The 23,086-nt window shown below is 60.6% G+C and carries 20 protein-coding genes and 1 tRNA gene; 14 read left to right on the top strand and 7 right to left on the bottom strand.

The genetic code is table 11. The annotated features are described in order from the left end of the window. Positions 1 to 188 precede the first annotated feature (188 nt). Positions 189 to 857: a copper chaperone PCu(A)C gene (locus tag GC425_RS01760; RefSeq protein ID WP_257821715.1), complete on the top strand. Its 669-nt coding sequence runs from the start codon at positions 189 to 191 to the stop codon at positions 855 to 857. A gap of 64 nt (positions 858 to 921) precedes the next feature. Here GC425_RS01760 and GC425_RS01755 read toward each other — a convergent pair whose 3' ends face one another. Together GC425_RS01755 and GC425_RS01750 are read right to left on the bottom strand one after the other, a co-directional pair. Beyond that, on the bottom strand, positions 922 to 1,431 hold the full coding sequence (locus tag GC425_RS01755; RefSeq protein WP_151844033.1) for a lipoprotein LpqH: 510 nt from the start codon (positions 1,429 to 1,431) through the stop codon (positions 922 to 924). A gap of 43 nt (positions 1,432 to 1,474) precedes the next feature. Next, positions 1,475 to 2,101 carry a lipoprotein LpqH gene (locus GC425_RS01750; RefSeq protein WP_151844034.1) on the bottom strand — a complete coding sequence of 209 codons (627 nt, stop codon included), beginning with the start codon at positions 2,099 to 2,101 and terminating at the stop codon, positions 1,475 to 1,477. A gap of 207 nt (positions 2,102 to 2,308) precedes the next feature. On the opposite strand from GC425_RS01750, the gene GC425_RS01745 reads away from it, so the two are divergent. The 5 genes from GC425_RS01745 to GC425_RS01725 all read left to right on the top strand — a co-directional run bounded on the left by GC425_RS01745 (position 2,309) and on the right by GC425_RS01725 (position 9,245). Beyond that, positions 2,309 to 2,384, top strand: a tRNA-Glu gene (locus GC425_RS01745). 400 nt (positions 2,385 to 2,784) lie between these two features. Beyond that, positions 2,785 to 4,329, top strand: a complete 1,545-nt coding sequence (locus GC425_RS01740) for a Re/Si-specific NAD(P)(+) transhydrogenase subunit alpha (protein WP_151844035.1) — start codon at positions 2,785 to 2,787, stop codon at positions 4,327 to 4,329. A gap of 3 nt (positions 4,330 to 4,332) precedes the next feature. Then, entirely contained in the window at positions 4,333 to 5,820 is a 1,488-nt protein-coding gene (gene pntB, locus GC425_RS01735; RefSeq protein WP_151844036.1) for a Re/Si-specific NAD(P)(+) transhydrogenase subunit beta, read from the top strand. A 144-nt stretch (positions 5,821 to 5,964) separates the two neighbouring features. Continuing rightward, positions 5,965 to 8,178 (top strand): AAA family ATPase, encoded by a 2,214-nt coding sequence (locus tag GC425_RS01730; protein WP_151844037.1) that lies wholly within the window; start codon positions 5,965 to 5,967, stop codon positions 8,176 to 8,178. Beyond that, a complete protein-coding gene (locus tag GC425_RS01725; RefSeq protein WP_151844038.1) occupies positions 8,145 to 9,245 on the top strand; it encodes a 5-methylcytosine-specific restriction system specificity protein McrC in 1,101 nt (366 codons plus the stop codon). Before GC425_RS01730 ends, GC425_RS01725 begins: the two co-directional genes overlap by 34 nt. Positions 9,246 to 9,912: 667 nt before the next feature. Here GC425_RS01725 and GC425_RS01720 read toward each other — a convergent pair. Next, positions 9,913 to 10,617, bottom strand: a complete 705-nt coding sequence (locus tag GC425_RS01720) for a type 1 glutamine amidotransferase domain-containing protein (RefSeq protein WP_151844039.1) — start codon at positions 10,615 to 10,617, stop codon at positions 9,913 to 9,915. A gap of 52 nt (positions 10,618 to 10,669) precedes the next feature. Here GC425_RS01720 and GC425_RS01715 point away from each other — a divergent pair, with 52 nt between their 5' ends. Beyond that, a complete protein-coding gene (locus tag GC425_RS01715; RefSeq protein ID WP_151844040.1) occupies positions 10,670 to 11,953 on the top strand; it encodes an alpha/beta fold hydrolase in 1,284 nt (427 codons plus the stop codon). Positions 11,954 to 11,995: 42 nt separating this feature from the next. On the opposite strand, the gene GC425_RS01710 is transcribed toward GC425_RS01715, so the two are convergent. Continuing rightward, positions 11,996 to 12,721 (bottom strand): IclR family transcriptional regulator, encoded by a 726-nt coding sequence (locus GC425_RS01710; RefSeq protein ID WP_151841728.1) that lies wholly within the window; start codon positions 12,719 to 12,721, stop codon positions 11,996 to 11,998. A 65-nt stretch (positions 12,722 to 12,786) separates the two neighbouring features. Here GC425_RS01710 and leuC point away from each other — a divergent pair, with 65 nt between their 5' ends. Further along, the gene (leuC, locus tag GC425_RS01705; protein ID WP_151841727.1) at positions 12,787 to 14,232 is read left to right on the top strand and encodes a 3-isopropylmalate dehydratase large subunit; all 1,446 of its coding nucleotides are present in this window, start codon (positions 12,787 to 12,789) and stop codon (positions 14,230 to 14,232) included. A 25-nt stretch (positions 14,233 to 14,257) separates the two neighbouring features. Next, positions 14,258 to 14,845, top strand: a complete 588-nt coding sequence (gene leuD / locus GC425_RS01700) for a 3-isopropylmalate dehydratase small subunit (RefSeq protein WP_151844041.1) — start codon at positions 14,258 to 14,260, stop codon at positions 14,843 to 14,845. Between the two features lie 35 nt (positions 14,846 to 14,880). Here the strand turns inward: leuD and GC425_RS01695 are convergent, their stop codons facing one another. Continuing rightward, positions 14,881 to 15,270, bottom strand: a complete 390-nt coding sequence (locus GC425_RS01695) for a hypothetical protein (protein ID WP_151844042.1) — start codon at positions 15,268 to 15,270, stop codon at positions 14,881 to 14,883. A gap of 120 nt (positions 15,271 to 15,390) precedes the next feature. Continuing rightward, the gene (locus GC425_RS01690) at positions 15,391 to 16,419 is read right to left on the bottom strand and encodes an NUDIX hydrolase (RefSeq protein WP_151841724.1); all 1,029 of its coding nucleotides are present in this window, start codon (positions 16,417 to 16,419) and stop codon (positions 15,391 to 15,393) included. Between the two features lie 192 nt (positions 16,420 to 16,611). On the opposite strand from GC425_RS01690, the gene GC425_RS01685 reads away from it, so the two are divergent. Together GC425_RS01685 and GC425_RS01680 are read left to right on the top strand one after the other, a co-directional pair. Continuing rightward, on the top strand, positions 16,612 to 17,610 hold the full coding sequence (locus GC425_RS01685; RefSeq protein WP_151843452.1) for an NAD(P)H-dependent glycerol-3-phosphate dehydrogenase: 999 nt from the start codon (positions 16,612 to 16,614) through the stop codon (positions 17,608 to 17,610). 127 nt (positions 17,611 to 17,737) lie between these two features. Further along, on the top strand, positions 17,738 to 18,814 hold the full coding sequence (locus tag GC425_RS01680) for a D-alanine--D-alanine ligase family protein (protein ID WP_231699730.1): 1,077 nt from the start codon (positions 17,738 to 17,740) through the stop codon (positions 18,812 to 18,814). Here the strand turns inward: GC425_RS01680 and GC425_RS01675 are convergent. After that, positions 18,811 to 19,806: a DUF3515 domain-containing protein gene (locus tag GC425_RS01675; protein WP_192930369.1), complete on the bottom strand. Its 996-nt coding sequence runs from the start codon at positions 19,804 to 19,806 to the stop codon at positions 18,811 to 18,813. The genes GC425_RS01680 and GC425_RS01675 overlap by 4 nt on opposite strands. A gap of 73 nt (positions 19,807 to 19,879) precedes the next feature. Between GC425_RS01675 and GC425_RS01670 the strand changes: the two genes are divergently transcribed. The 3 genes from GC425_RS01670 (at position 19,880) to GC425_RS01660 (ending at position 23,081) form a co-directional block, all read left to right on the top strand. After that, positions 19,880 to 20,893 (top strand): thiamine-phosphate kinase, encoded by a 1,014-nt coding sequence (locus tag GC425_RS01670; RefSeq protein ID WP_151844045.1) that lies wholly within the window; start codon positions 19,880 to 19,882, stop codon positions 20,891 to 20,893. After that, positions 20,890 to 21,522 (top strand): uracil-DNA glycosylase, encoded by a 633-nt coding sequence (locus GC425_RS01665; RefSeq protein WP_151844046.1) that lies wholly within the window; start codon positions 20,890 to 20,892, stop codon positions 21,520 to 21,522. Before GC425_RS01670 ends, GC425_RS01665 begins: the two co-directional genes overlap by 4 nt. 71 nt (positions 21,523 to 21,593) lie before the next feature. Next, positions 21,594 to 23,081 (top strand): DAK2 domain-containing protein, encoded by a 1,488-nt coding sequence (locus tag GC425_RS01660; RefSeq protein WP_151844047.1) that lies wholly within the window; start codon positions 21,594 to 21,596, stop codon positions 23,079 to 23,081. Positions 23,082 to 23,086: the final 5 nt, after the last annotated feature.

Genomic DNA, 23,086 nt, shown 5'->3' with positions numbered 1-23,086 from the left:
TATCTCTAGGCTCGCACAGCGTGTTGCTCTAACCCCAAAGGCGGGCAACGGGCCAGCCGCGCCGGCACAGACCTGGTTAGACTGAAGGTGTCACAGCCCGGTTGTGCTACCCCGGTTGCCACGACTGTGCTGCACGCGGCTCACCGAGGGTCGCTGTGCGACAACATATAAGGAGAGATTATATGCGCATGAAGAAATCTGCGTTTGCCGTTGTATCCGTTCTAGCCCTGGGTGGCAGCCTCGCCGCCTGCAGCTCCGACGACGCTGAGGAGGCAAAGAACTCTGCATCCTCCGCCGCATCGTCGGCAACGTCCGCGGCATCCTCCGCGATGTCCTCCGCATCGGAGTCCGCGAAGTCCAGCACCGGCCTGACCTTCGAGAACGGATTCTGCAAGGCGAAGCCATCCGCAGATAAGGCCAAGGACGGCGAGATGGCCGACATGACCGCCTGCTTCGGAACCCTGGTGAACAACACTGATAAGGACATCACCATCACGGGCTTCTCCATCGAGGACATGAAGGACGAAGGTGCTACCTTCGAGCTTCACGAGGTGGTTGACGGCAAGATGCAGAAGAAGGAAGGCGGCTTTGAGATCAAGGCCGGCGAGTCCAAGGAGCTGAAGCCAGGTGGCGAGCACCTGATGGTGCTGAACCTCCGTGATGACGTGGAGCCAGGTGACGACCTGACCATCGTCTTCGAGACCAAGGACGGCGAGACTTTTAAGACCGAGGTTGAGGGCCGCGAGATTGGTGCAGGTAACGAGTCCTACGGCTCGGATGACCACGACCACGCTGGTCACGATCACGACCACCACGACCACGATGGTCACGACCATGACCACCACGACCACAACTAGTCCCATCTAGTTGTTGCTCGGAGCCCTTCAGAGCTGCCCGAGTTGATCTGCCTGAGCGTTCGTTTTAGCGTTCGCTTGGGCAGGTGAGCTCCAGCTCGAAGGGCACTAGCTTTTCTGGGTCGTCCTGGTTCTGCGTGTCCTGGTCCTGGTTGTCCAGGCGGGTCATCTGCCCTTCGCCCTTGATGCTGTAAGTTCCATCGGATTCGCCGGCGCTGGCGGATCCGATTTTTCTGTAGGGGCTATAGGTGAAGTTGAAGGTGGAGTTGTCACTGATGGTGATGTCCTCCACGAACGTGCCATCGGGGTTGATGAGCGCGGTGATGTAGTTGGTAGGGGTCGCGTCTTCGCCTCCGTCCTGTCGGGTGTGGCCCACGGTGATCTCCTTCAGGCCGCCGTTGTCCGTGCAGGTGACGGTCGGGTCGTCGGTCTGGAATTGCTCGCCGTCCAGGGTGGCCGTGTACATCACCGCCCTGGCTTCCTCCCGTCCGCAGGCGCCGAGGGAGATGAGGAGGACCGACGCCCCCAGCGCGCCGTAGAGCCGCTTCGCAAACGTGGGGGAGATGTGTGTGGTCATGGGGTGGATGGCTCCTGTCGTGGGAAGGGCAGTGGGAAAGACTTTAAGGGCAGGTGATGTCGAAGCTGAAGGGCTTGGTGCCGGCTTCGTTCATGGTCTTGTAGTCCACTTCGAGGGCATCGCCGGCGATTCGGTAGGTCTTGTCGCCGATCCGCTCCAAGGTGGCGTGGCCCTGGTTGGAGGCGGTTTCCACCACGTAGCCCCGGGAGGTGGCGCCGTCGCCGAGGGAGACGGACATGAGGCGGTCATTGCCGTCGAACTGTGCCGCGGCGAAGCGGCCCGGCTGGTCGCCCTGGCCGGTGGCGGTGATTTGCGTGAACTGTGCTTCCGAGTGGCATTCGATGCGTGGGTTCACCACGTCGAAGGGTTGGTTATCCAGTTGGCCTGCAAACGGTGCAGTCGCGGGAGCGGCTGGGGGCTGTCCCTCCTCAGGGTTATCCTCGGGACGGGGTGCGTCCTCGGCGTTGGGGTCGGCCGGATGCGCGGGATCCTCGGGGGTATCTGAGGCGGTGGGTGGCGCGCTGGCGTCGGAGGAAGGGGAGGACTGGGACGCAGAGCTTGACGCAGTATCGTCAGCACTGTCGCCCGTGAACTTGAACACCACGACGAGACTGATGAGTACGATGATGGCGAACAAGGCAGCGATCAGCATTCGGACCTGTTTATTCATAGCAGACCATCTTAGCCAATTGTGGGCGAGTGGTTGAATGCCGGTGGGGAGCGGTGACAGGATACGGCCTGTGACGTGGGGATTAGGTAAATGTGGGGAGGGTGTGTAAGGTTTCTGGAGTTCCACGCGAACAGTTCCTAGAGAACAGTTCCTAGAGAACAGTGCACAGTGGGGCGCTTTGAGAAGAAGTGCTCGGACAGTGTGAACGCCCCGTTCGTCTAGCGGCCTAGGACGCCGGCCTCTCACGCCGGTAACACGGGTTCAAATCCCGTACGGGGTACCAATCGATCAGCAACCGCCGACCATGTGCCGGCGGTTGTGGTGTATCAGCGGGTGTGGCATTTCCGCGCAGGGGGTGTGGGAAACCACCCCCGATCGCTACCCCATAGGATAGGGGCCATACGCTGGACATTCTCGAATAATGGGATAAACGGGGGTAGTTTTCTCAAATCGCGGTACACATTCTCGCGCCTCTCCTATAGTTTTAGAACTACCTACATTCTGACCTAATTGTGCTCGCAGTCACGCCAGAGCCAGGCCCCGAACGGGCACAGGGTGGCGTGCTTGCGGGGACAGAACACTCACGCACAACGTGCCCTTGCTGCCTTTGCTGTCGCGCGCCATCACATAGAGGCGCGCCGCACGGGGAGTACGGGTGTTGTGTGAACTAGAGGAGCCTTCCCTTGCTTATTGGTATTCCGAGAGAACCAGCCTCCCTGGTTTCGGCCACCCCAGACACCGTAGGCAAGCTCATTAAGCTTGGTTACGACGTTGCCGTTCAATCTGGAGCGGGCGACGATTCCAACTACCCCGACTCTCAGTACGAAGAAGCCGGCGCGCGTATCGTCGGCGATGAAGTGTGGCAGTCGGACATCATCACCGCTCTCGACGAGCCCACCGCAGAGCAGCGAGCAGACCTGAAGCCAGGCGCGGCCCTCATCGCCCGTCTTGCCCCTGCGCGCAACGAGCAGCTGATCCAGGAGTTCGCAGACAAGAACGTCACCTCCATCGCCATGGACACCGTGCCGCGTATCAGCCGTGCGCAGTCGATGGACGTGCTGAGCTCCCAGGCGAACATCGCCGGCTACCGCGCCGTGATTGAGGCTGCCAACACCTTCGGCCGCCTGTTCACCGGTCAGGTGACCGCAGCCGGTAAGGTGCCGCCAGCGATCGTCTACGTGATTGGTGCGGGTGTGGCCGGACTGGCCGCCATCGGTACCGCCAACTCCATGGGTGCGATCGTCAAGGCGACGGACTTGCGTCCGGAGACCGCCGAGCAGGTGGAATCCATGGGTGCGGAGTTCGTTGCCATCCAGGCCGAGACCGAAAAGTCTGAGGACGGCTACGCCAAGGAGATGACCGCGGACCAAGCCCAGGCTGCCGCCAAGCTCTACGCTGAGCAGTCCGCCGCCGCAGACATCGTCATCACCACCGCGAACATCCCCGGCCGCAAGTCCCCCGTGCTGCTGACCGCAGCCGACGTTGCCGCCATGAAGCCCGGCTCCGTCATCGTCGATATGGCCGCGGCCAACGGCGGTAACTGTGAGCTGACCGTGCCGGGAGAGATCACCGTCACCGATAACGGTGTGAGCATCATCGGCTACACGGACCTTGCCGGACGTCTGCCTGCACAGGCATCCCAGCTGTACGGTCAGAACATCGTGAACTTGCTGAAGCTCATGACCCCAGGCAAGGACGGCCAGCTGGTCTTCGACCTGGAGGACGAGATCGTTCGCGGTATCACCGTCACGCACTCCACCGGGGAGGCAGCCGGATCGGCCGACATCCTGTGGCCGCCACCACCAGTGAAGGTCTCCGCTGCGCCTGCGCAGCCAGCACCCGCAGCTGCTGCTGCCGCTGGCGACCAGGCCGAGGAGGCCCCTGCCAAGAAGTCCGGCGCGTGGAAGGTCATCGCCGCACTGCTGGGTATCGCTCTGATCTTGGCCAGCCCGATGCAGGTTGCTGCAGAGTACATGCTGCTGATGCTCGCGATCGTGGTGGGCTTCTACGTGATCACTGCGGTGACGCATAAGCTGCACACCCCGCTGATGAGTGAGACCAACGCCATCTCCGGCATCATCCTTGTTGGCGCAATCCTGCAGGTCGGTAGCTCGAATATCGCGGTTGCTGCCCTAAGTTTCGTGGCGATTGTTGTGGCCTCTATCAACATTTTCGGTGGCTTCTTCGTCACCCGCCGCATGCTCACCATGTTCGACGGAGGTAACTAACCCATGAACGCTTTTTATTTCGCACAGGCTGAGGCCACCTCTAAGGTGAGCCCCACCGTCCTGGAATGGACGGATAAGATTACGAACCTCGCGTATATCGTTGCAGCGCTGCTGTTCATCCTGGCCCTGGCTGGTTTGGCCAAGCAGCAGACCGCATCCCGCGGTAATCGCTTCGGCATGGCGGGTATGACCATCGCGCTCATCGCGACGATCGCCAAGGCTGTCATTAACGCGAAGGATGGGGGCGACGCCACCAACGGCCCAATTGTCACCGTTTTGCTGATCGCTGTGGCGATGCTGCTGGGTGCCGCGATTGGTATCCCACGGGCGAAGAAGGTCGAAATGACCGAAATGCCGGAACTCATTGCGATGCTGCACAGCTTCGTGGGTCTTGCGGCAGTGCTGATTGGTGTGAACTCCTTCATCCAGCCCGATGAGAAGACCAAGGCCATCGAGGCCTTCCACCTGGGTGAGGTCTACCTGGGCGTGTTCATCGGTGCTGTGACCCTGACCGGTTCCATCGTGGCGTACCTGAAGCTGAGCGGAAAGATGAACGGTAAGCCACTGGTGCTTCCTGCTCGTCACTTGCTGAACCTGCTGGTAATCATCGTGTCCCTGGTGGGCATGGTTGTGTTCATCGCGTCCGGTCACGACAATCAGGTCCTGTCCTGGATCGCGCTGGTCGTGATGCTGGCCCTGGCTCTGTTCCTGGGATTCCACCTGGTTGCCGCCATCGGTGGTGGCGACATGCCAGTGGTTGTGTCCATGCTGAACTCCTACTCCGGTTGGGCAGCTGCTGCCGCTGGATTCATGCTGGGTAACCCTCTGCTCATCATCGTTGGTGCGCTGGTTGGTTCCTCCGGTGCATACCTGTCCTACGTCATGTGCCAGGCCATGAACCGTAGCTTCGTGTCCGTGATCCTGGGTGGCTTCGGTGGCGAGGCTGCTGCTTCTGACGACCGCGAGTACGGTGAGCACACCGAGGTTAACGCGGCTGAGACCGCGGAGCTGCTGAAGGGTGCGAAGACCGTCATGATCACCCCGGGCTACGGCATGGCTGTGGCGCAGGCTCAGTACCCAGTGGCCACCCTGGTAGAGAAGCTCAAGGCTCAGGGCGTGGATGTTACGTTCGGTATTCACCCTGTTGCTGGCCGCCTGCCTGGCCACATGAACGTGCTGCTGGCCGAGGCTAAGGTGCCGTACGACATCGTGCTGGAGCTGGATGAGGTCAACGACGACTTCGCCGACATCGACGTTGTGCTGGTCATCGGTGCAAACGACACGGTGAACCCGATCGCCGAAGAGCCTGGCTCGCCAATTGCCGGCATGCCTGTGCTGAAGGTGTGGGAAGCAGACAAGGTCATCGTCTTTAAGCGTTCCATGGGCTCCGGTTACGCTGGCGTGCAGAACCCACTGTTCTTCAACGAGAACACGGACATGCTGCTCGGCGATGCAAAGAAGACCGTGGAGGAGATCATCTCCCACCTGTAGAGCCTGACTGCGCTAAAGTTGCGCACGCTCAACGACAGCCGCCGATCACCGCTGGTGATCGGCGGCTTGATCTATGGGGAAGAAATGTTAGGAAAACTATTGATTAGTCTCCCTTGGCTCCAATGCTGCTGATAGTGTTTCACCATGACCCAGGCATCGACGTTTTCTCCAGTGGAAGTCAACTGTGCATCCCGTCCGGAGAAGGACATGGCTCTTGCACAGGCTATCGCTCCGCTGTTTGAACACCTGGTGGGGGACGGTCGCTCTTTCATTGATCCGACCTGCACCATCTGGGCCTCGGAGCCGGCAAAGGACATTGTCGAACGCTTGAGTAGCAAGCCACACACGAATGGCACCAGCATGAACCAGTGGGACATGCTGGACCTTCAGCTTCAAGGAGCGTCCACAGCGACCTTATTGCTTGTGGCCGAGTTGGTGTTCTTGCGTGAACATGCCTTGAGCAACGCAGCTCCTCAGACACGGAAGAAACATGTCACCGGCGTTTTGAAACATTGTGATGACGTGTTTGACTTGCCGGAACAGATGCTCGAATGGCTGGGGCGTCCCACGAAGCATGGCGGTCTGAAAGCGGGCGCGGGGTTCAACCTTAGGCTCAGTGTTCACCTCACCTGGATGGCACGCTTCGTCATCGCATTTCGACAGCTTCCTGAGGAGGAACGACGTGAGTTGGTCGATGATCCGCCACGCCTCCAGACGTTTTTTCTTGGGACTGGTGACGACTGTGCTGACATTCGTTCCATCCTCCAGTTCCTTCTGGTGCCCGAGTATTTCGAGCCGATCTCATCGGCCCCTATGAAAAAGCAGATCCGCAATGGATTTATTGATCTCATTGACACCGATGGTGGTGATTCGCCGGACGTTCTTGACCGCGACTTGTATAACATCCGTACCGCTGTGGCACAGGATCGTCACGGCACATTCCACTACTGGGATGATGAGTTGAGGCCGATGTGGTCAGAAGATCACAATGATGAGGCGATCAATGAGAGTTCTACGCCGCAGTATTGGGTATATGCCCCAGGCCCGAAGGCGTGCTTCTGGGACGAGTTTTATGAGCTGGGAATGATGGCTCTCGGGTGGGATCACCTGGGTGATTTTTCTATGTACCCGAGTCAGGAAGCAGTGTGTGAAGCGCTTCAAGACGAGGCATCGGACAAACGACCCACGAATGCGGCTCGTGCGGTGTGGGAGTTTCACCGAGTCATGAAGATCGGCGATGTAGTCTTTGCCAAGCGCGGACGGAGCCAGATCCTTGGACGAGGAGTAATCACCTCAGAACCCTATTTTGATGAATCGCGAACAGAATACAGATACGTTCGGTCGGTACAATGGGAAGCTCGTGGTGAGTGGGAGGCGCCTATTGCTCTGGTCAATAAAACACTCACGAATATCACCCAGAAGCGCCGTGCAATCGAAGCCGTTGAGGATCTTTTCGCCGCAGAAGACGTTGATATTGTCGTACCGATTCGCCACGTCAAGGGTTACACCGAAGAAGACTTTCTCTCTGACGTCTTCTTTACCTCTGAGCAGTTGGCGCGCCTGCAATCGCTGATGAGCCGCAAGAAGAACGTCATCCTCACCGGTCCTCCTGGAGTGGGCAAGACATTTGTCGCCAAGCGCGCTGCCTTTGTACGCATGGGGGAGAAGGACAGTGCCCGCATTGAGCAGATCCAGTTCCATCAGAGTTATTCCTACGAAGACTTCATGATGGGATTCCGTCCGAACAAGGATGGTGGTTTTGATCTCGTCGATGGTTCCTTCTATACGTTCTGCGAAAAAGCACGGGAAGAGCCGAATCGGGACTTCTTCTTCATAATCGACGAGATCAATCGTGGCAACGTCTCGAAGATTTTTGGTGAGCTCCTCATGCTTGTGGAAGCCGACAAGCGGGGGCACACACTACGGCTGGTCTACAATGATGAACTGTTTTCCGTACCAACGAACGTGTTCATTATCGGCACGATGAATTCTGCTGACCGCAGCCTTGCTGTGATGGATTATGCGCTGCGCCGCCGCTTTGGGTTCTTCGCCATCTCTCCGGCATTTGAAACTGAGGGCTTCCAGGCATGGATGGAGGAAGTCAAAAGCCCAGCATTCGACAGATTGGTCGCTCTCATCCAGCAGCTTAATTCCGAGATTGAAGAGGATCCGCGCCTGGGTCGCGGATTCATGATCGGGCATAGCTATCTGTCTAAGAGCGCTGCACAAGACGGCGATGAAGAGTGGCTGTATTCAGTGGTGGAAGATGACCTCATTCCACTCATTGAGGAGTATTGGTTTGATGATCCGGGACTAGTGGAGACATGGGCTCAGCGCTTGCGTTCGGTGGTCGAGTGACCACGGGCGAGAGCGTGGAACCTCGGGTTTTGCGCAACATGTACGTGATGTTGGCCTATGCCTTCAATGCGATTGAACGCGCTGGGACATCCAGTTTTCACGCGGAGAACTGCGACAATCTGCATGAACTGTGCGCGGAAATCTTGTTGCAGGGAATTACGAACCAAACCCAGCGCGGGCTTCACCGTGATTACCTGAACTTGAGCGAGGAACTGCACACAGTCCGTGGCCGAATTGATTTCTCCACCACTCTGTCTACTGGCGCGCGTGGGAGAGGGGCTGTTGTCTGCGATCACGATGAGTACGTGCTGGACACACCTCACAATCGAATTCTTGCCAGCGTACTTCAACTGCTTTTCGTTGCAGGTGATCTATCGACCGCTCGACGTAGACGCGTACACGATGCTCTGCGTCTTTTTCGTGGTGTCACCATCGTTGCGCCACGGAGCATTCGGTGGCGCGATGTTCATTACACCCGAATGACTGCGGACTACCGTCTCATGCATGGCGTGTGCAGGCTCGTCGTTGAAGGATTATTACAAAGAGAGGGGCTCGGCGAACAGCACTTAGCGTCCTGGTTTAGCCCAGAACAGGAAAGCGCGTTGTATGAGCGTTTCCTTCTTCGTTACTTTCAACGCCATCATCGACACCTCGCCCCGTCTGCTTCCCATATCGAGTGGGACGTTGATGAGGTTTTTTCTGGCGCTGAACAGCTCCCCACGATGCGTTCGGATGTCATACTCTCTGGCAATGGAAAGGCGCTGATTATTGATGCCAAGTATTATGGCCGCTCAATGAGAGCACGCTTCGGTCAGCCGAAGGTGGACTCAGGGCACTTGTATCAAATCTTAAGCTATGTGAGCAATCGTGCAGCGAAGACCTCAAGAGAGGTGATGGGCCTGCTTTTGTACGCCAAGACCAACGAAGCTGTGACACCTGCGCTCGATACCTCGATCCACGGCCATCGCATCGCGGCGAAAACCCTTGATCTCATGGCGCCGTGGGATGCAGTACGTGCACAGCTTGATGATGTTGTCGCATGGGCGAATCTCACAGAGCTTTATTGAACGCGCCGCAGTTCCTGTCTAGATGTCAACGTCTATTCAAACGGAATAAAACTAGGGGTAATTCAGTCAAGACTCTCGACATCAATCATCTCCGCGCGTAGTGTCAAGGGTAGTGACAGTTTTGTTTACTGTAGGGTGCAGAGGTCGAGCAGCGGCGGGAGCGCTTATAGGAGCGTCGACAGCTTGCTTCAGCGAGGGGCTGAAAGGTTGCCATGAAAGAGAAATATTCGAAATTTTGGAACTCTTTTTACAATCCTTGGACTATTATATTTATTGTAGCCATAGGGTTTATGTTTTCATTGCTGATGATTCTGATTATCGGAGATGACTGGGGCGGGTACCTGCTTTTGACTCCAGTATATTTGCTTCTATTTTTTGCAATAGTAAAGACGCGAAAGAATATTGGAACAGATAAATAGGTTCCTGTTAATGCTTAATACGTCCAATTTGTTTTATGTAGCGTCTTGCTGTCCCTTCAGATAGCCAGAGATCTCCTACTCGATGAAGCAGGAGAGATGCATCTTTCTTGCGGTGAAACCTAGCGGCTTCCATTGAGTATCAATAAGTACAGCACTGTGCCCTGGGGTTGGGTCGTGTCCACTATGTGCGGGTAACCCACGAGGATTACCGTGGGTCACTGATTTTCCCCACTCATGGACGCAACCCCTTAACGAACAGCGTCGATCATCTTCTCCGCCAGCTGCGCCGAGGACTGCGGATTCTGCCCCGTGAACAGCGCCCCGTCCACCTTCGTGTACGGACGGTAGGGTAGTGTGGCCTTGTGGAACTTAAGCCCGGCCTCCACAAGGCGGTCCTCCAGCAGCCATTTGGTATTCCGAACATTCGGGTTCAGCATTTCCTCCACATTGGACAGCGCCGTGATGTTCTTTCCGGCAAAGGGGGTGTGGCCGTCCGAATCCACGGTGGCCAAAATGGCGGCAGGTGCGTGGCACACCAGCCCCAGAATCTGATTGTTGGCCAGGCGTTCGCTCAAGATTGTGGCTGAATCCTCATCCGTGACCAGGTCTTCCATCGGCGCGTGGCCGCCGGGGTAGAACACCACGTCGTATTCCTCGTGCGTGGCGGCAGCGTCCTTCAAAGAAATGGTGTTTTCTAGAACATCCTGCAGGGCGTCGAGCCGCTTACGGAATCCATTCGTCTTCGGCGGCAATCCACCGGCGAGCCCCAGGGACGCCTCGTCCACCACCGGGGTTTTTCCTTCGGGGGAGGCAACGGTGATGTCGAAACCGGCGGCGTCGAATAGGTCATAAGGGACCACGAATTCCTCGGCCCAGAAGCCCGTGGGCTGCGTCTTGCCCTCCTTCAGGGTGAGTTCGCGGGCGGCGGACATGATGAATAGTGCTGTGCTCATGCCTTCGAGCCTACCGATCCTTGATGTAGGACGTAGGGAATAGACTGTCCGCATGACTGCGATACGTGAAAGCCGCCGATTCGGACACACCCTCCGCGAGCACGTGATTGAGGTGCCGTGGGACCCGTTCGACCCCGCTGCCCACGCGGACACCTTCGAGCTTTTCGCCCGCGAAATCATCCCTCCCGGCGGCGAGGACCTGCCCGTCTTGCTGTATCTGCAGGGCGGGCCGGGCTTTCCCGCGCCGCGCCCGGCTGAACCTGCGGGCGTGATCGCGAAGGCCTTGGAGCGCTACCGCGTGGTGCTGATGGACCAGCGGGGCACGGGGCGGTCGCACCGCATTGACCGACGTAGCCCCGCCATCGACCGTCGTGCGGACCGTTTGGCGTTGCTGCGCCAGGAATATATTGTCTCCGACGCCGAATCTCTTCGCGAACACCTCGGACTCAAAAAATGGTCCCTGTTTGGTCAGAGCTTCGGAGGGTTCTGCATCACCACCTACCTCTCTATGTGCCCTGACAGCGTGGATCGCGCGTTTCTCACCGGCGGGTTACCTTCGGTGACCAGGGGAGTGGACGACGTGTATCGCTCCACCTACGGCAAGCTCGCTGTCCGGCATGAGCGCTTCTTCCGAGAATGTCCGTGGGCGGAGAGCCGCATTGCGGAGATTGTGGATCATCTGGATAACTCTGATGAGCGGCTTCCCACGGGCGAGCGTTTATCGTCTCGGCGTTTCCGCACTATTGGCATTGAGCTGGGGCGCGGGCACGGCTTCGATACCCTGGCCTACCTGCTGGAGGACCCCTTCCGAGTCGTACGAGGGGAGAAGTCCCTGAAGACGGATTTCCTGGCGGACGTGGGCGCGCGAGTGAGCTTCGAGGACGGCCCGCTGTACGCCGCGATCCACGAGTCCATCTACGGTGGCGTGGCGGGAGACCCCCAGACCAGGTGGGCTGCGCACCGCGTGCGCGAGGAGTTCGAGGAGTTCGCGGAGGAACCCTCGGGCAGGATCTTCCTCACCGGCGAGCACATCTACCCGTGGCAGTTCCAGGAGGACCCGGCATTGCATGCCTTCGCCGACGCGGCTGAAGAGTTAGCGCAGCGATCGTGGGAACGCTCGCCCTATGATGTGGCGGCGCTGGGGGAGGCGCAGGCTGTGGCGTCGGCGGCGATCTACGTCGATGACATTTTTGTGCCGTTCGAGGAATCTCTGGAGACGGCAGCGGCCTACCGGGATCTCCGGCCGATGATCACGAACGCGTTCCAGCACAACGGCATTGCACACGACGGAAAGGGGATCATGAGTGAGCTGATGAGACTGGCTGATGACCACTAGCCTCGCAGGGCTGTAGTGGTTGGCCCGGAGGGCTGTATTGGACTAGCCTCGCAGAGCGATGTCGAACTCCCGAGCCGCGCGGCGAAGGATAGGGCCGAACTTTGTGGCGGGGTGCGGGCCCATACGATCGACAGGCCCGGACAGGGAGAGGGCTGCGATCATGGTACCGCTGGCGTCGAATATAGGGACGGATGCGGAACCCAGCGATGGATCGCGTTCGGCGGAGGATTCGGCAATTTCGGTGGCGCGGATCTCCGCAAGATCGGCGGCGGTGAACGCGGCGTGCGGCAACACCTGAGACAGTAAGGTATCCGAGGCATAGGCCATAAGGATTTTGGCCGCGGAGCCCGCGGCGAGGGACATGCGGTGGCCCACGGGGACGATGTCGTGCAAGCCCGTGGAAGGGTTGGCATTGGCGATGCACACGCGATCCAGTCCGGAAATACGGTAGAGCTGGACGGATTCGCCGGTTTCCGCCAGAAGCTTCGGCAGGATGTGCTCGGCGGCCTCCTCCAGGCGCGAGTTGGAGGTGGGGGCCATCTCGGTGAGTGCGGGGCCAGTGGTCCAGGCGCCATCGTGGTCGCGTTCGATCAGTCTATGCTTTTCTAAAGCAACGGCGATGCGGTGTGCCGTGGCGCGTGGAAGACCGGTGATGTCGCACAGATCGGTCAGGGTTCTCGGTTCTGCGGAAATGACCGTGAGGATGAACACCGCGCGGTCGAGAACCTGGATGCCACTCGTTGCAGGCACTTCGCTATTCTGTCCCATAATCTGATATTATACATTCCATTCCGTGGAACAGGAAAGTAAAAGTACTTCACAGAGGAGAGAACGTGACCAACGAACCCTTAACCCTCGCCGAAAAAGTGTGGCGAGACCACGTCGTATCCCCCGGTGACAACGGCGGGCCAGACCTTCTCTACATCGACCTGCACCTCGTTCACGAGGTGACCTCTCCCCAGGCCTTCGACGGACTGCGCCAGGCAGGCCGCCCCGTACGCCGCCCGGACCTCACCATCGCCACTGAAGACCACAATGTTCCCACTGTCGGAGTGACGACCGGCAACCTGCTGGAAATCCAGGAGCCTACCTCCCGGCTTCAGGTCTCTACTCTGCGCGATAACGCGAAAGAGTTCGGCATTCGCCTGCACCCCATGGGCGACATCGAGCAAGGCATTGTCCACCAGGTGGGACCACAGCTGGGCCTGACGCAGCCCGGCATGACGGTGGTGTGCGGTGACTCCCACACCTCCACCCACGGCGCCTTCGGCTCCATCGCTATGGGCATCGGAACCTCCGAGGTTGAGCACGTCCTGGCTACCCAGACCCTGCCCCTGAAGCCCTTCAAGACCATGGCTATCGAGGTCAGCGGTGAATTGCAGCCAGGCGTAACCTCCAAGGACCTGATCCTGTCCATCATCGCCAAGATCGGAACCGGTGGCGGCCAGGGCTACATCATTGAGTACCGCGGCGAAGCTATCGAAAAGCTCTCCATGGAAGCCCGCATGACCATCTGTAACATGTCCATCGAGGCAGGCGCACGCGCCGGCATGATCGCACCGGACCAGACCACCTTTGACTACCTGGAAGGCCGCCCGCACGCGCCGAAGGGCGAAGAGTGGGACAAGGCCGTGGAGTACTGGAAGTCCCTGCGCACCGACGAGGACGCCACGTTTGACACGGTGGTGGAGATCGACGGTTCGGCACTGACCCCCTTTGTGACCTGGGGAACCAACCCAGGCCAGGGCCTGCCACTGAGCGAATCCATCCCACAGCTGGAAGACTTCACGAACGATTCCGACCGTGCAGCCGCAGAGTCCGCCATGGAATACATGGGGCTCACGCCAGGAACGCCACTGCGCGACATTGCCATTGACACAGTGTTCTTGGGGTCCTGCACCAACGCGCGGATCGAAGACTTGCGCATCGCCGCGGAGGTTCTGAAGGGACGCACGGTGTCCAACGACGTGACCATGCTGGTTGTTCCGTCCACCGCCCGCGTGAAGGCTCAGGCAGAAGAGGAAGGTCTGGACAAGATCTTCGAAGCTGCCGGTGCACAATGGCGTACCGCCGGATGCTCGATGTGCCTGGGTATGAACCCAGATCAGCTCCAGCCAGGGGAGCGTTCCGCATCCACGTCCAACCGAAACTTCGAAGGCCGACAGGGCAAGGGCTCCCGCACTCACCTGGTGTCCCCACCAGTGGCTGCTGCCACGGCAGTGCTTGGCCACCTTGCATCACCTGCAGACCTGGAACCGGTCGCGTCGGCATCCAACTAAAGACGAGAGACAAGAAGTTACGACGATGGAAAAATTCACTACTCACACTGGCGTTGCAGCGCCGTTGCAGCGCAGCAACGTCGATACCGACCAGATCATCCCAGCTGTCTATCTGAAGCGCGTCACCCGCACCGGATTTGAAGACGGCCTGTTTGCGGCCTGGCGCAAAAACGAAGACTTCGTACTGAACCAAGAGCCATACAAGAACGCATCCGTGTTGGTGGCGGGCCCGGACTTCGGTACCGGCTCCTCACGCGAACACGCTGTGTGGGCGTTGATGGACTACGGCTTCCGCGTGGTGCTCTCCTCCCGCTTCGCGGATATTTTCCGCGGTAACTCCGGCAAAGCAGGCCTGCTGGCAGCGAAGCTGGAGCAGGAGGACATCGAGCTGATCTGGAAGCTGCTGGAGCAAACTCCCGGCATGGAGGTCACGGTGAACCTGGAGGACCGCATTGTCACCGTGGGAGAGAACGTGTTCCCCTTCGAGGTTGATGACTACACCCGCTGGCGACTAATGGAAGGCCTGGATGACATCGGGCTGACCTTGAGGGATGAAGAGGCTATCTCTCGTTTTGAAGCTGAGCGTGCGTCTTTCAAGCCAAAGACCCTGTAAATTATTCTAGGGTTTAGGCCGTTAACACGTAGGCCTTAAGACGAGAGAATCAGTCTCTCCAAAAGCGCAGTCACGCAGCCATAGATGATCGTTGCTATGGCTGCGGCAGCCACGGGCGTGATCAGAAAACATATCACTCCGAAGGCGAACAGCGCCTCAATAAGCTCCTGACCTGCTTTATTGTGGGTCGGGAGCAACTTTATTGAAATACGCGCTGCCAGGAATTCCGCCGCGAGGCTACAGGGGAAGAAAAGTATCACGAGAAGCGCGATGGATATCGGAGACTGCATGTGTGGATGCCATTCTGCCCCTGGAAAGAAACACACCGTACCCCAGAGAATGAGGACAAAAGGGATGGCGAGAATTGCTCCAAGGATCCCTGCTAGTCCGGTCGCTCCGAGAGTATCTTTACGTTCTTTCCTCACGCAATAGAATACTACTCAAAAACTAACCTGTGAGGGTCACTTTACATAAAACTCTCGCGCGGAGCCCGGGCTGGGGTGAGGAGACCCGGACAAGGGGGGGGGGAGGAGAATACTGCGCAGCTACTTCACCGGAAACGGGGAGGCCAAATAGTCCGCGCCCACCAGCTTGTCTCCAGAGAAATGGAGCACCCACGCGGAGGCCTTTTTCACGCGAATATCGTCTACTACCAGCACCTCAGGATCCAACAGTCGCTCCAGGATGCCTGGGATGGCAGTGCCTTGAGACACGATGGCAGTCACAGACTTCAGCGGCGCGGAGGTGACCGTGTCAATCAGTGCCTCGACAACCGCCTCCGGGTTCTCCTCGAAAGCCGCATCGCCAAAGCGAGGATCCACCTGGACATCCAACCCCAGGGCGTCGGCCAGCGGTTGCGCGGTGTGCTGGCACCTGTCGGGCTCGGCCGAGACGATGGCATCAGGCTGGTAGCCCGTGAGTTGTGGAACTAGCAATTCCGCCTGGCGGCGTCCCTTTTTCGCCAGCGGGCGGAGGTTATCGTCCCCGCCCCAGCCCTTGCGATCATGAGCCTTGGCGTGGCGAATGAGGATCACGCGGCGATCACACTGGCGGGTGACATGATCCACACCCGACAGGATGACTTCGCGGTCTAGGTCGTAGCTCACCAACTCGGCAGCCTGGGCGGCGGGAAGCCACCGCAGTTCGTCTACCTCATCATTGGCCACGAATTCACCACTGAGTACCTGCGCGGTCCAGTAGTAGACCACCTTCGTACGGTCCTTCACGGGATACTTCACGAAGCCCAGCAGCCAGCCCAAGCGCGGGCGCAATCCTGTTTCCTCGAAGATCTCACGGACCGCGGTACCCGTGAGGTTTTCGCCCGCGTCCACCTTTCCCTTCGGCAGTGACCAGTCGTCGTAATGAGGACGGTGGACAACTGCTACCTCGAGCTCCTCGTCTTTACCTCCGTCGGCTGTGCGGTCGGCAATGCGCCAGAGGAGTGCACCGGCTGCGAAGGTGGGCTTCGCGAACTCCTGTGCTGGTTTCGATCCAATGCGGGACACATGGCCAACTTCGTGGTGTGCCAAAGCAATGGAGGTGGATAGGTCGCCGGTCCCGTTGTGGGAAATCACGTGTGAATCCTTTCACAGCCTTGCGGTATGTTTGTATGAAACTATTGCCCAATATCGTATAACGAGCTCTTGGGTACGTGCATAACCGTGCACACCACAGTCTCATGGCGTAACCGCCACGGTGAACACGTTACGGCCCCCAAGTCAGGGGGCCAGTCACAGAAGAACACACAGAGGAAAGCGACAACAGCAATGCAGGTAGCGGTAATGGGTGCAGGGTCGTGGGGAACGACCATGGCCAAGGTGTTCGCCGACGCTGGTAACCAGGTTCGCCTGTGGGCTCGCCGGCAGGAAGTATCCGACGAAGTCAACGCCCAGCACACCAACTCCCGCTACCTCGGCGACATCACGCTACCCGAGAATCTCCAGGCCTCGTCTGACGCGGAGGAGTGCCTAGAGCAGGCGGACATCGTTGTGCTGGGGGTGCCCTCGCAGACGCTGCGCGATAACCTCCAGCAGTGGAGGGGTCACATCGGCGGGGCGGCGTCGGTCGTTTCCCTGGCCAAGGGGATCGAGCACAGCACAGGGCTGCGCATGAGCCAAGTCATCTCGGACGTGGCCGACGTGGAGCCAGAACGCGTGGCCGTGTTGACGGGCCCGAACCTGGCGAAGGAAGTGGCCCAGGGCCAGCCCGCGGCAACCGTGGTGGCCTGCGTGGATGAGGATCGCGCCAAGGTCATTCAATCGGCCGCGGCGGCCCCGTACTTCCGCCCGTACACCAACACGGATGTGATCGGCTGCGAGATCGCCGGAACCTCGAAGAATGTGATCGCGTTGGGCTGTGGAATGGCCGCAGGCATGGGCTTTGGCGATAACACCGCAGCCACCGTCATTACCCGTGGCCTGGCGGAGACCACGCGTCTGGCGCTGCAGCTGGGCGCGGATCCTCGGACGTTGGCGGGTCTCGCCGGGATGGGGGACCTGGTGGCAACGTGCACCTCCCCGCTGTCGCGCAACCGCAGTTTCGGCGTCCGGATGGGCAAGGGGGACACCCCACAGCAGGCAGCGGAAGCCACGAAAGGTCAGGTTGCGGAGGGCGTGATTGCGTCGGAATCCATCGTTGCGCTGGCGGCCCAGCACGACGTGGAAGTGCCGATCGCCGAGGCAGTAGCCGCGGTGTGCCATCACGGCATGGATGTGGAGGACATGGTCATGTCCCTGCTTGGTCGCTCCCGGAAGTCCGAACTGTAGGCCTGTAGAATCGTTGAGCGTGACTACTACCTCCAGTGATTCTGTGACCAACCCGACCGCAACAACCACCGCAACGCCCAGCGCAACTGCCGGCGCCACCGCCGCTACACAGCACGACCGCACCCCCTTGCGCGTGGTGGTGCTCTACGGCGGCCAATCCACGGAGCACTCCGTGTCCTGCATTTCCGCCGGCGCGATCATGGACCACCTGGATCCCGAGCGGTACACCGTCATCCCCGTGGGCATCACCCAGGATGGCGCGTGGGTGCCGGGGCAGTCGGATACCGCACAGCTTCGCGCCGAGGGTCGGACAATGCCCACGGTGGAGGATCAGGGCACGCACCTGATGCCAGTGCTGGGGCAGACTGCCGGCGAGCCAGCAGAGCTGCGCGTGGTGACCGGGCAGCAGGCCGGCGAGACGTTCGCTTCCTTTGACCTGGTCTTTCCCGTGCTGCACGGCGTCAATGGTGAGGACGGTACCGTGCAGGGACTGCTGGACCTGGCGGGCATTCCCTATGTGGGCAACGGGGTTCTCGCCTCCGCCGCGGGCATGGACAAGGTGTTCACCAAACGCCTGGCCCGCGTGGCGGGGATTCCCGTCGGCCAGGAGATCGTGCTGGAGCAGCAGCGGCCGCTGACCGCCGAGGAACAGGAGCAGCTAGGTCTGCCCGTGTTCGTCAAGCCTGCCCGCGGTGGCTCATCCATCGGCATCAGCAAGGTCGATCGCTGGGAGGACGTCGATGCGGCCATTGACCTGGCCTTCGCCCACGACTCGAAGGTGCTGATCGAGTCCATGATTCATGGCCGGGAGGTGGAGTGCGGCGTGCTGCAGCACCCGGATGGCTCCCTGGTCGCGTCCGTTCCGGCGATGCTGGAAGGTACGGAAGATGGCGCGGAGGGATTTTATGGATTCGACGCCAAGTATGTCGACTCGACAGTCTCCGCCTCCATCCCGGCCCCGTTGACCGAGGAGGATACGCGGCAGGTTCAACAGTGGGCGATCGAAACCTTCCGGGCACTCGGCTGTGAGGGCTTGGCCCGCGTGGACTTCTTCGTGACAAAAAACGGCCCCGTGCTCAATGAGATCAACACCCTGCCTGGATTCACCCCAATCTCCATGTACCCGCAGATGTTCCTGGCGCAAGGCATGGAGTACGAGCAGCTGCTGGACACGCTGATCCAGCGCGCTCGCGTGGCGCGCTAGTTGGTGCTGTTCTCCGGCTTTTCCGGCTTTTCCGGCGCGAGCGTGTCAGCTACAGTGTCCGTGATCGTGGAGATCACCTCGTTGCCCTCGGAGCCGGGCATGGACAGGGCCACAATGGCCTCGCGTCCTAGCGCGAACCACCGGCCAGAGGTGGATCCGCGCGCCAGGCCCGGTTCGTCGAACCAGGGAACCTCGCCCACCTGGCTGAGCACCGCGCCTGGCGTGTAGCTGTCGGGCAGTTCCACGCCACACCGCACCACGATGGGCTCCTGGCCGTCGGCCAACCACGTGCGGGACTGGCTGGTTGCGCCCTTGATGGCGGACGTGTCCCGGAGTGTGTAGTCACCGATGGTCTTCGGCAGCGCGTCTAAAAAGCGTGTGCACTGCTGAGGGTGGCCGTCGCCTTCCAGCCGCGTGGAGGACAGGGGGAAGGGCTTCGGCTTCGGTGCCTTGGAGGTATCAATGTGGACAGCCAGCGCGGAGCTTGCGTCCTCCAGCGCGGTGCCGATGGGCGCCTCCGTGGTGATCGCGACCGTGGGAGCACCACCCAGCTGGTAGTAGGTTCTCATGTGGGAGCCCGGTGTGGCATCCGTGACGGTCAGCCAGTGCACGTCCTTGATGGTGTTCGTCTTGGACAGTACCGTGTACTGGTCAGGGGCGTACACGCCACAGCGCAGCGTGAGCTGTTCCCCCTTCGCATTCTTATACGCCTTGGTGCCCTCCGGCGCCGGCTCCACAATATCGACGTTTTTAAACGCCCCCAGGGAGTCCGGCAGGTTAGCGATGACGTCGTCGCAGGCGCGCGAACCTGCTTCCGGCGCGTCAATGGGGCTCACCGCAGCGGGAGTGTATGTGGTGCGGTCCGTCATGATCCGCGCCCCGGCGATCACTGCCACGATGAAAGCCACCGCCAGGATGATCGATAACACGACGGCAAGCTTCGGAGGGGTAGTGTTGTGAGGGTCTTGGGGTGTCTCCGCTGCAGTATCCACAGTGGACATTGTAGGAACGGGCTCCGTGAGATAGGAAATTATTGTGTTTTGTGCCGAGTTGTAGGTTGCCACCATGCCCCATGCGATTGATGCGTTAGATCCTTCTGCCCTCACTCTGTCCGAGGCGGGTGAGGCACGCACGATTCGCGCGATCCGCCAGGCCGCCCCCAGCGACCTTAACGGGGACGACGCCGCCGTGATCCCCACCACCGGCACCAATTCCCGCATTGTGTGCTCCACGGACATGCTGGTGGAGGGCCGCCACTTCCGTTTCGACTATTCCACCCCGCACCAGGTGGGCCGCAAGGCCGTGGCCCAGAACTTCGCCGACATTCAGGCGATGGGTGCACGCCCCACCTCCTTGCTGTTCGCACTGGCCGCACCACAGGACATGCTGCTGCGGGATGTCGAAGACATTGCCCGCGGCATGTACGACGCCGCCATCCCCTGGGCCGCCGAGCTGGTTGGTGGCGACGTAGTGCGCAGCGACACCCTGGTCATCACCATCACCGCCGTCGGCGAACTCACGGGCCCCGATGCCCCCTTAACCCTCGACGCCGCCTGCGTGGGACACAGAATCATCGCCCACGGGAACCTGGGATGGTCGGCCGCCGGGCTGGACATCCTCCAGGCCTGCGGAGGACGAGACGGCGTTCCGGACGACCCCATCCTGCGCACGTTGGTGGACTGGCACTGCGCCCCGGAGTTTCCCGTGGGACGCGGCTTCGTGGCACGCGCCACGGGAGCCGCCAGCCTCACGGACATCTCCGATGGGCTGATCCGCGATGTCACCGCCATGGCTGAGCGTTCGGGCGTGGTATTCGACCTGGACAGGGAAGCCCTCGTGCCCTCTCGCGAGCTGCGCCACGCCCAGCAGTTCCTGGCGGACAAAGGTATAGACATAGACCCCTGGGACTGGGTCTTGAACGGGGGAGAAGACCACTGCCTCGTGGGAACCACCGATACCCGCATGCCCAGCGGCTACCGCCACTTAGGATGGGTGCGCAGCGCACACGACGTGACGGACACCCCCGTCCTGCTGGACGGCGCACCCGTCACCAACGACGGCGGTTGGGAGTCGTTATGAGCGCCATCCACCCCGCATGGGAACTGCCCGACACCACCCCAGTCCTGCAGGCCGTTCGGCGACGCACGCCGGAGGAACGCACGCTTCCGGCGTCGGAGAAAATAATGAGAGCATTCCGCAACGACCCACGCGACGTCCGCGTGGTGATCGTGGGACAAGATCCCTATCCCACCCCCGGCGACGCCATGGGCCTGGCCTTTTCCAGCAACGCCACGAGTATCCCGAAATCGCTGCGCAATATTTATAAGGAATACGAGGACGACCTCGGCCTGCCCGCACCCCAGCACGGCGACATCTCCGCATGGGCGGACCGGGGCGTGTTGCTGCTGAACCGCGTGCTGACGGTGGAGGCGGGGCAGGCTGGTGCCCACCGCAACCTCGGATGGGAAGCCATCACCGAAGCCGCCGTACGGCAGGTGGCCCGCAACCCGCACCTCGTGGCGATCCTCTGGGGGAAGGCGGCACAATCGCTGGCGCCCATCATCGGCGAGGAGCGCTGCATCTGCAGCCCCCACCCCTCACCGCTTAGCGCATACCGCGGATTCTTCGGATCGAAGCCCTTCAGCCGCGCCAACGCCCTGCTCCAAGAGCAAGGCGGAGAAGCGATCGACTGGCGGCTACCGGCCTGAGGCGTGTGGCAGTCCTCACAGGCACGGCAGTAACCACAACCGTGTAACACGAACACGATAAGCTGACACACATGGACGAGCACCTCGATGGCCCACTGATCGAGCAGTGGGCGCGCCGGGCAACAACCGGGTTACAGAATCAGCAGGCTGACATCAACAGCCTCAATGTGTTCCCGATCCCGGATTCCGATACCGGCACGAACATGGCCCTGACGATGGGCAGCGCCGTGCGCGCGATGGACGAGGTGCTGGAGGCCGCGGGGGAGGATCGCAGCGCGAGCCTGGTGGAGGTGACGAACGCCCTGGCCAAAGGTGCTGTGCTGGGGGCGCGCGGCAACTCCGGGTTGGTGCTGAGTCAGGTGCTGCGCGCTCTGGCGGAGAGCGCCACCCGGGGGCCGATCGACGGTGATGCGCTGGCCACCATGCTGGCTCACGCGTCCGACTTCGCGCGCGAGGCTATTTCCACGCCGGTGGAGGGGACCGTGATCTCGGTGCTGGCGGCGGCGGCCGAAGGGGCGCGGGCTGCGGTGGAGGAATCTCTGAGCTTCTCCGAGATCGTGCGGCAGTGCTTGGACAGCGCCGAGGTGGCGCTGGAACAGACGCCACAGCACCTGGACGTGCTGGCACAGGCCGGCGTGGTGGACGCCGGAGGCAAAGGGTTCGTGGTGATGATGCAGGCGCTTGCTGACCTGGTGGAGGGGGCGCCGGAGCTGGAACGTGAGGTGCAAGCGCACGCAGTCGTGCAGCAGGAAGTGGAGGTGATGTTTGCCTTCGAATCGGACGACCCGGGTGTTTTGGAGGAGATGCGGGGGATCCTGGAGGACCAGGGTAACTCCGTGGTGGTGGGGCCGATCAGTGCTACCCAAGTGATGATGCACGTGCACACGCGGCACGCCGGGCCCATCATCGAAAAGGCCTTTGCGCTGGGGCGCGTCTCGGGTCTGCGCATCGAGGTGCTTCCCCTGGTGGAGGACGCCACCGCATCGCCTGCTGCCACGCTGCCCATCATCGCTCTGTGCCCGGGGCCTGGCGGCTCAGACGGCGATGACGCACGTGGCGGCGTGCGTGAACTCTTCGAGCAGCTGGGCGCACAGACCGTCAGCAGCGAGGCGGATATCGACCGCGTGCTGGCCTCTGCGCACGAGCCCACGCTGGTCCTGCTGAACGGTCAGGATGCGTCCCTGGTGCGGGAGAGGGCCAGCGACCGGCACTTGGAGTTCATCGAGACCTTCTCCATCGTGGGCGGATTGGCCGCCGTGGCTGTGTTCGACGCTACGGCAGACTGGGAAGACACCGTAGATGACATCATCACTGCCGTGTCCACGCAGCGCACCGTGCACCCCGAATACCAGGTGGTCTGCGCGTCCCTGCCGGCGTTCATGGACGAGCTGCTGGGCGATGGTGGCGAATTGATGACCCTCCTGTGGGATGGGGACGAGGCCGTGGAGGCCGGAGTATCCCGAGCAATCGACCACATCAAGACTCACCACGAGGGGTTGGAACTACAAGTCATCCACACCCCGGGGCTGGGCCTACCTGTGGAAATTGGCGTGGAATAAGGGGG

The sequence above is a fragment of the Corynebacterium sp. zg254 genome, assembly GCF_024701495.1.
Taxonomy (GTDB): Bacteria; Actinomycetota; Actinomycetes; order Mycobacteriales; family Mycobacteriaceae; genus Corynebacterium; species Corynebacterium zhongnanshanii.
Note: the sequence above shows the minus strand (reverse complement) of the source record. Positions and strands in the feature narration are given on the sequence as shown.

Coding starts and splice junctions, on each gene's coding strand:
- GC425_RS01760 (WP_257821715.1), top strand. CDS start 189: ATGAAGAAATCTGCGTTTGCCGTTGTATCCGTTCTAGCCCTGGGTGGC.
- GC425_RS01755 (WP_151844033.1), bottom strand. CDS start 1,431: ATGACCACACACATCTCCCCCACGTTTGCGAAGCGGCTCTACGGCGCG.
- GC425_RS01750 (WP_151844034.1), bottom strand. CDS start 2,101: ATGAATAAACAGGTCCGAATGCTGATCGCTGCCTTGTTCGCCATCATC.
- pntB (WP_151844036.1), top strand. CDS start 4,333: ATGAACGCTTTTTATTTCGCACAGGCTGAGGCCACCTCTAAGGTGAGC.
- GC425_RS01730 (WP_151844037.1), top strand. CDS start 5,965: ATGACCCAGGCATCGACGTTTTCTCCAGTGGAAGTCAACTGTGCATCC.
- GC425_RS01725 (WP_151844038.1), top strand. CDS start 8,145: ATGGGCTCAGCGCTTGCGTTCGGTGGTCGAGTGACCACGGGCGAGAGC.
- GC425_RS01720 (WP_151844039.1), bottom strand. CDS start 10,617: ATGAGCACAGCACTATTCATCATGTCCGCCGCCCGCGAACTCACCCTG.
- GC425_RS01715 (WP_151844040.1), top strand. CDS start 10,670: ATGACTGCGATACGTGAAAGCCGCCGATTCGGACACACCCTCCGCGAG.
- GC425_RS01710 (WP_151841728.1), bottom strand. CDS start 12,721: ATGGGACAGAATAGCGAAGTGCCTGCAACGAGTGGCATCCAGGTTCTC.
- leuD (WP_151844041.1), top strand. CDS start 14,258: ATGGAAAAATTCACTACTCACACTGGCGTTGCAGCGCCGTTGCAGCGC.
- GC425_RS01685 (WP_151843452.1), top strand. CDS start 16,612: ATGCAGGTAGCGGTAATGGGTGCAGGGTCGTGGGGAACGACCATGGCC.
- GC425_RS01670 (WP_151844045.1), top strand. CDS start 19,880: ATGCCCCATGCGATTGATGCGTTAGATCCTTCTGCCCTCACTCTGTCC.
- GC425_RS01665 (WP_151844046.1), top strand. CDS start 20,890: ATGAGCGCCATCCACCCCGCATGGGAACTGCCCGACACCACCCCAGTC.
- GC425_RS01660 (WP_151844047.1), top strand. CDS start 21,594: ATGGACGAGCACCTCGATGGCCCACTGATCGAGCAGTGGGCGCGCCGG.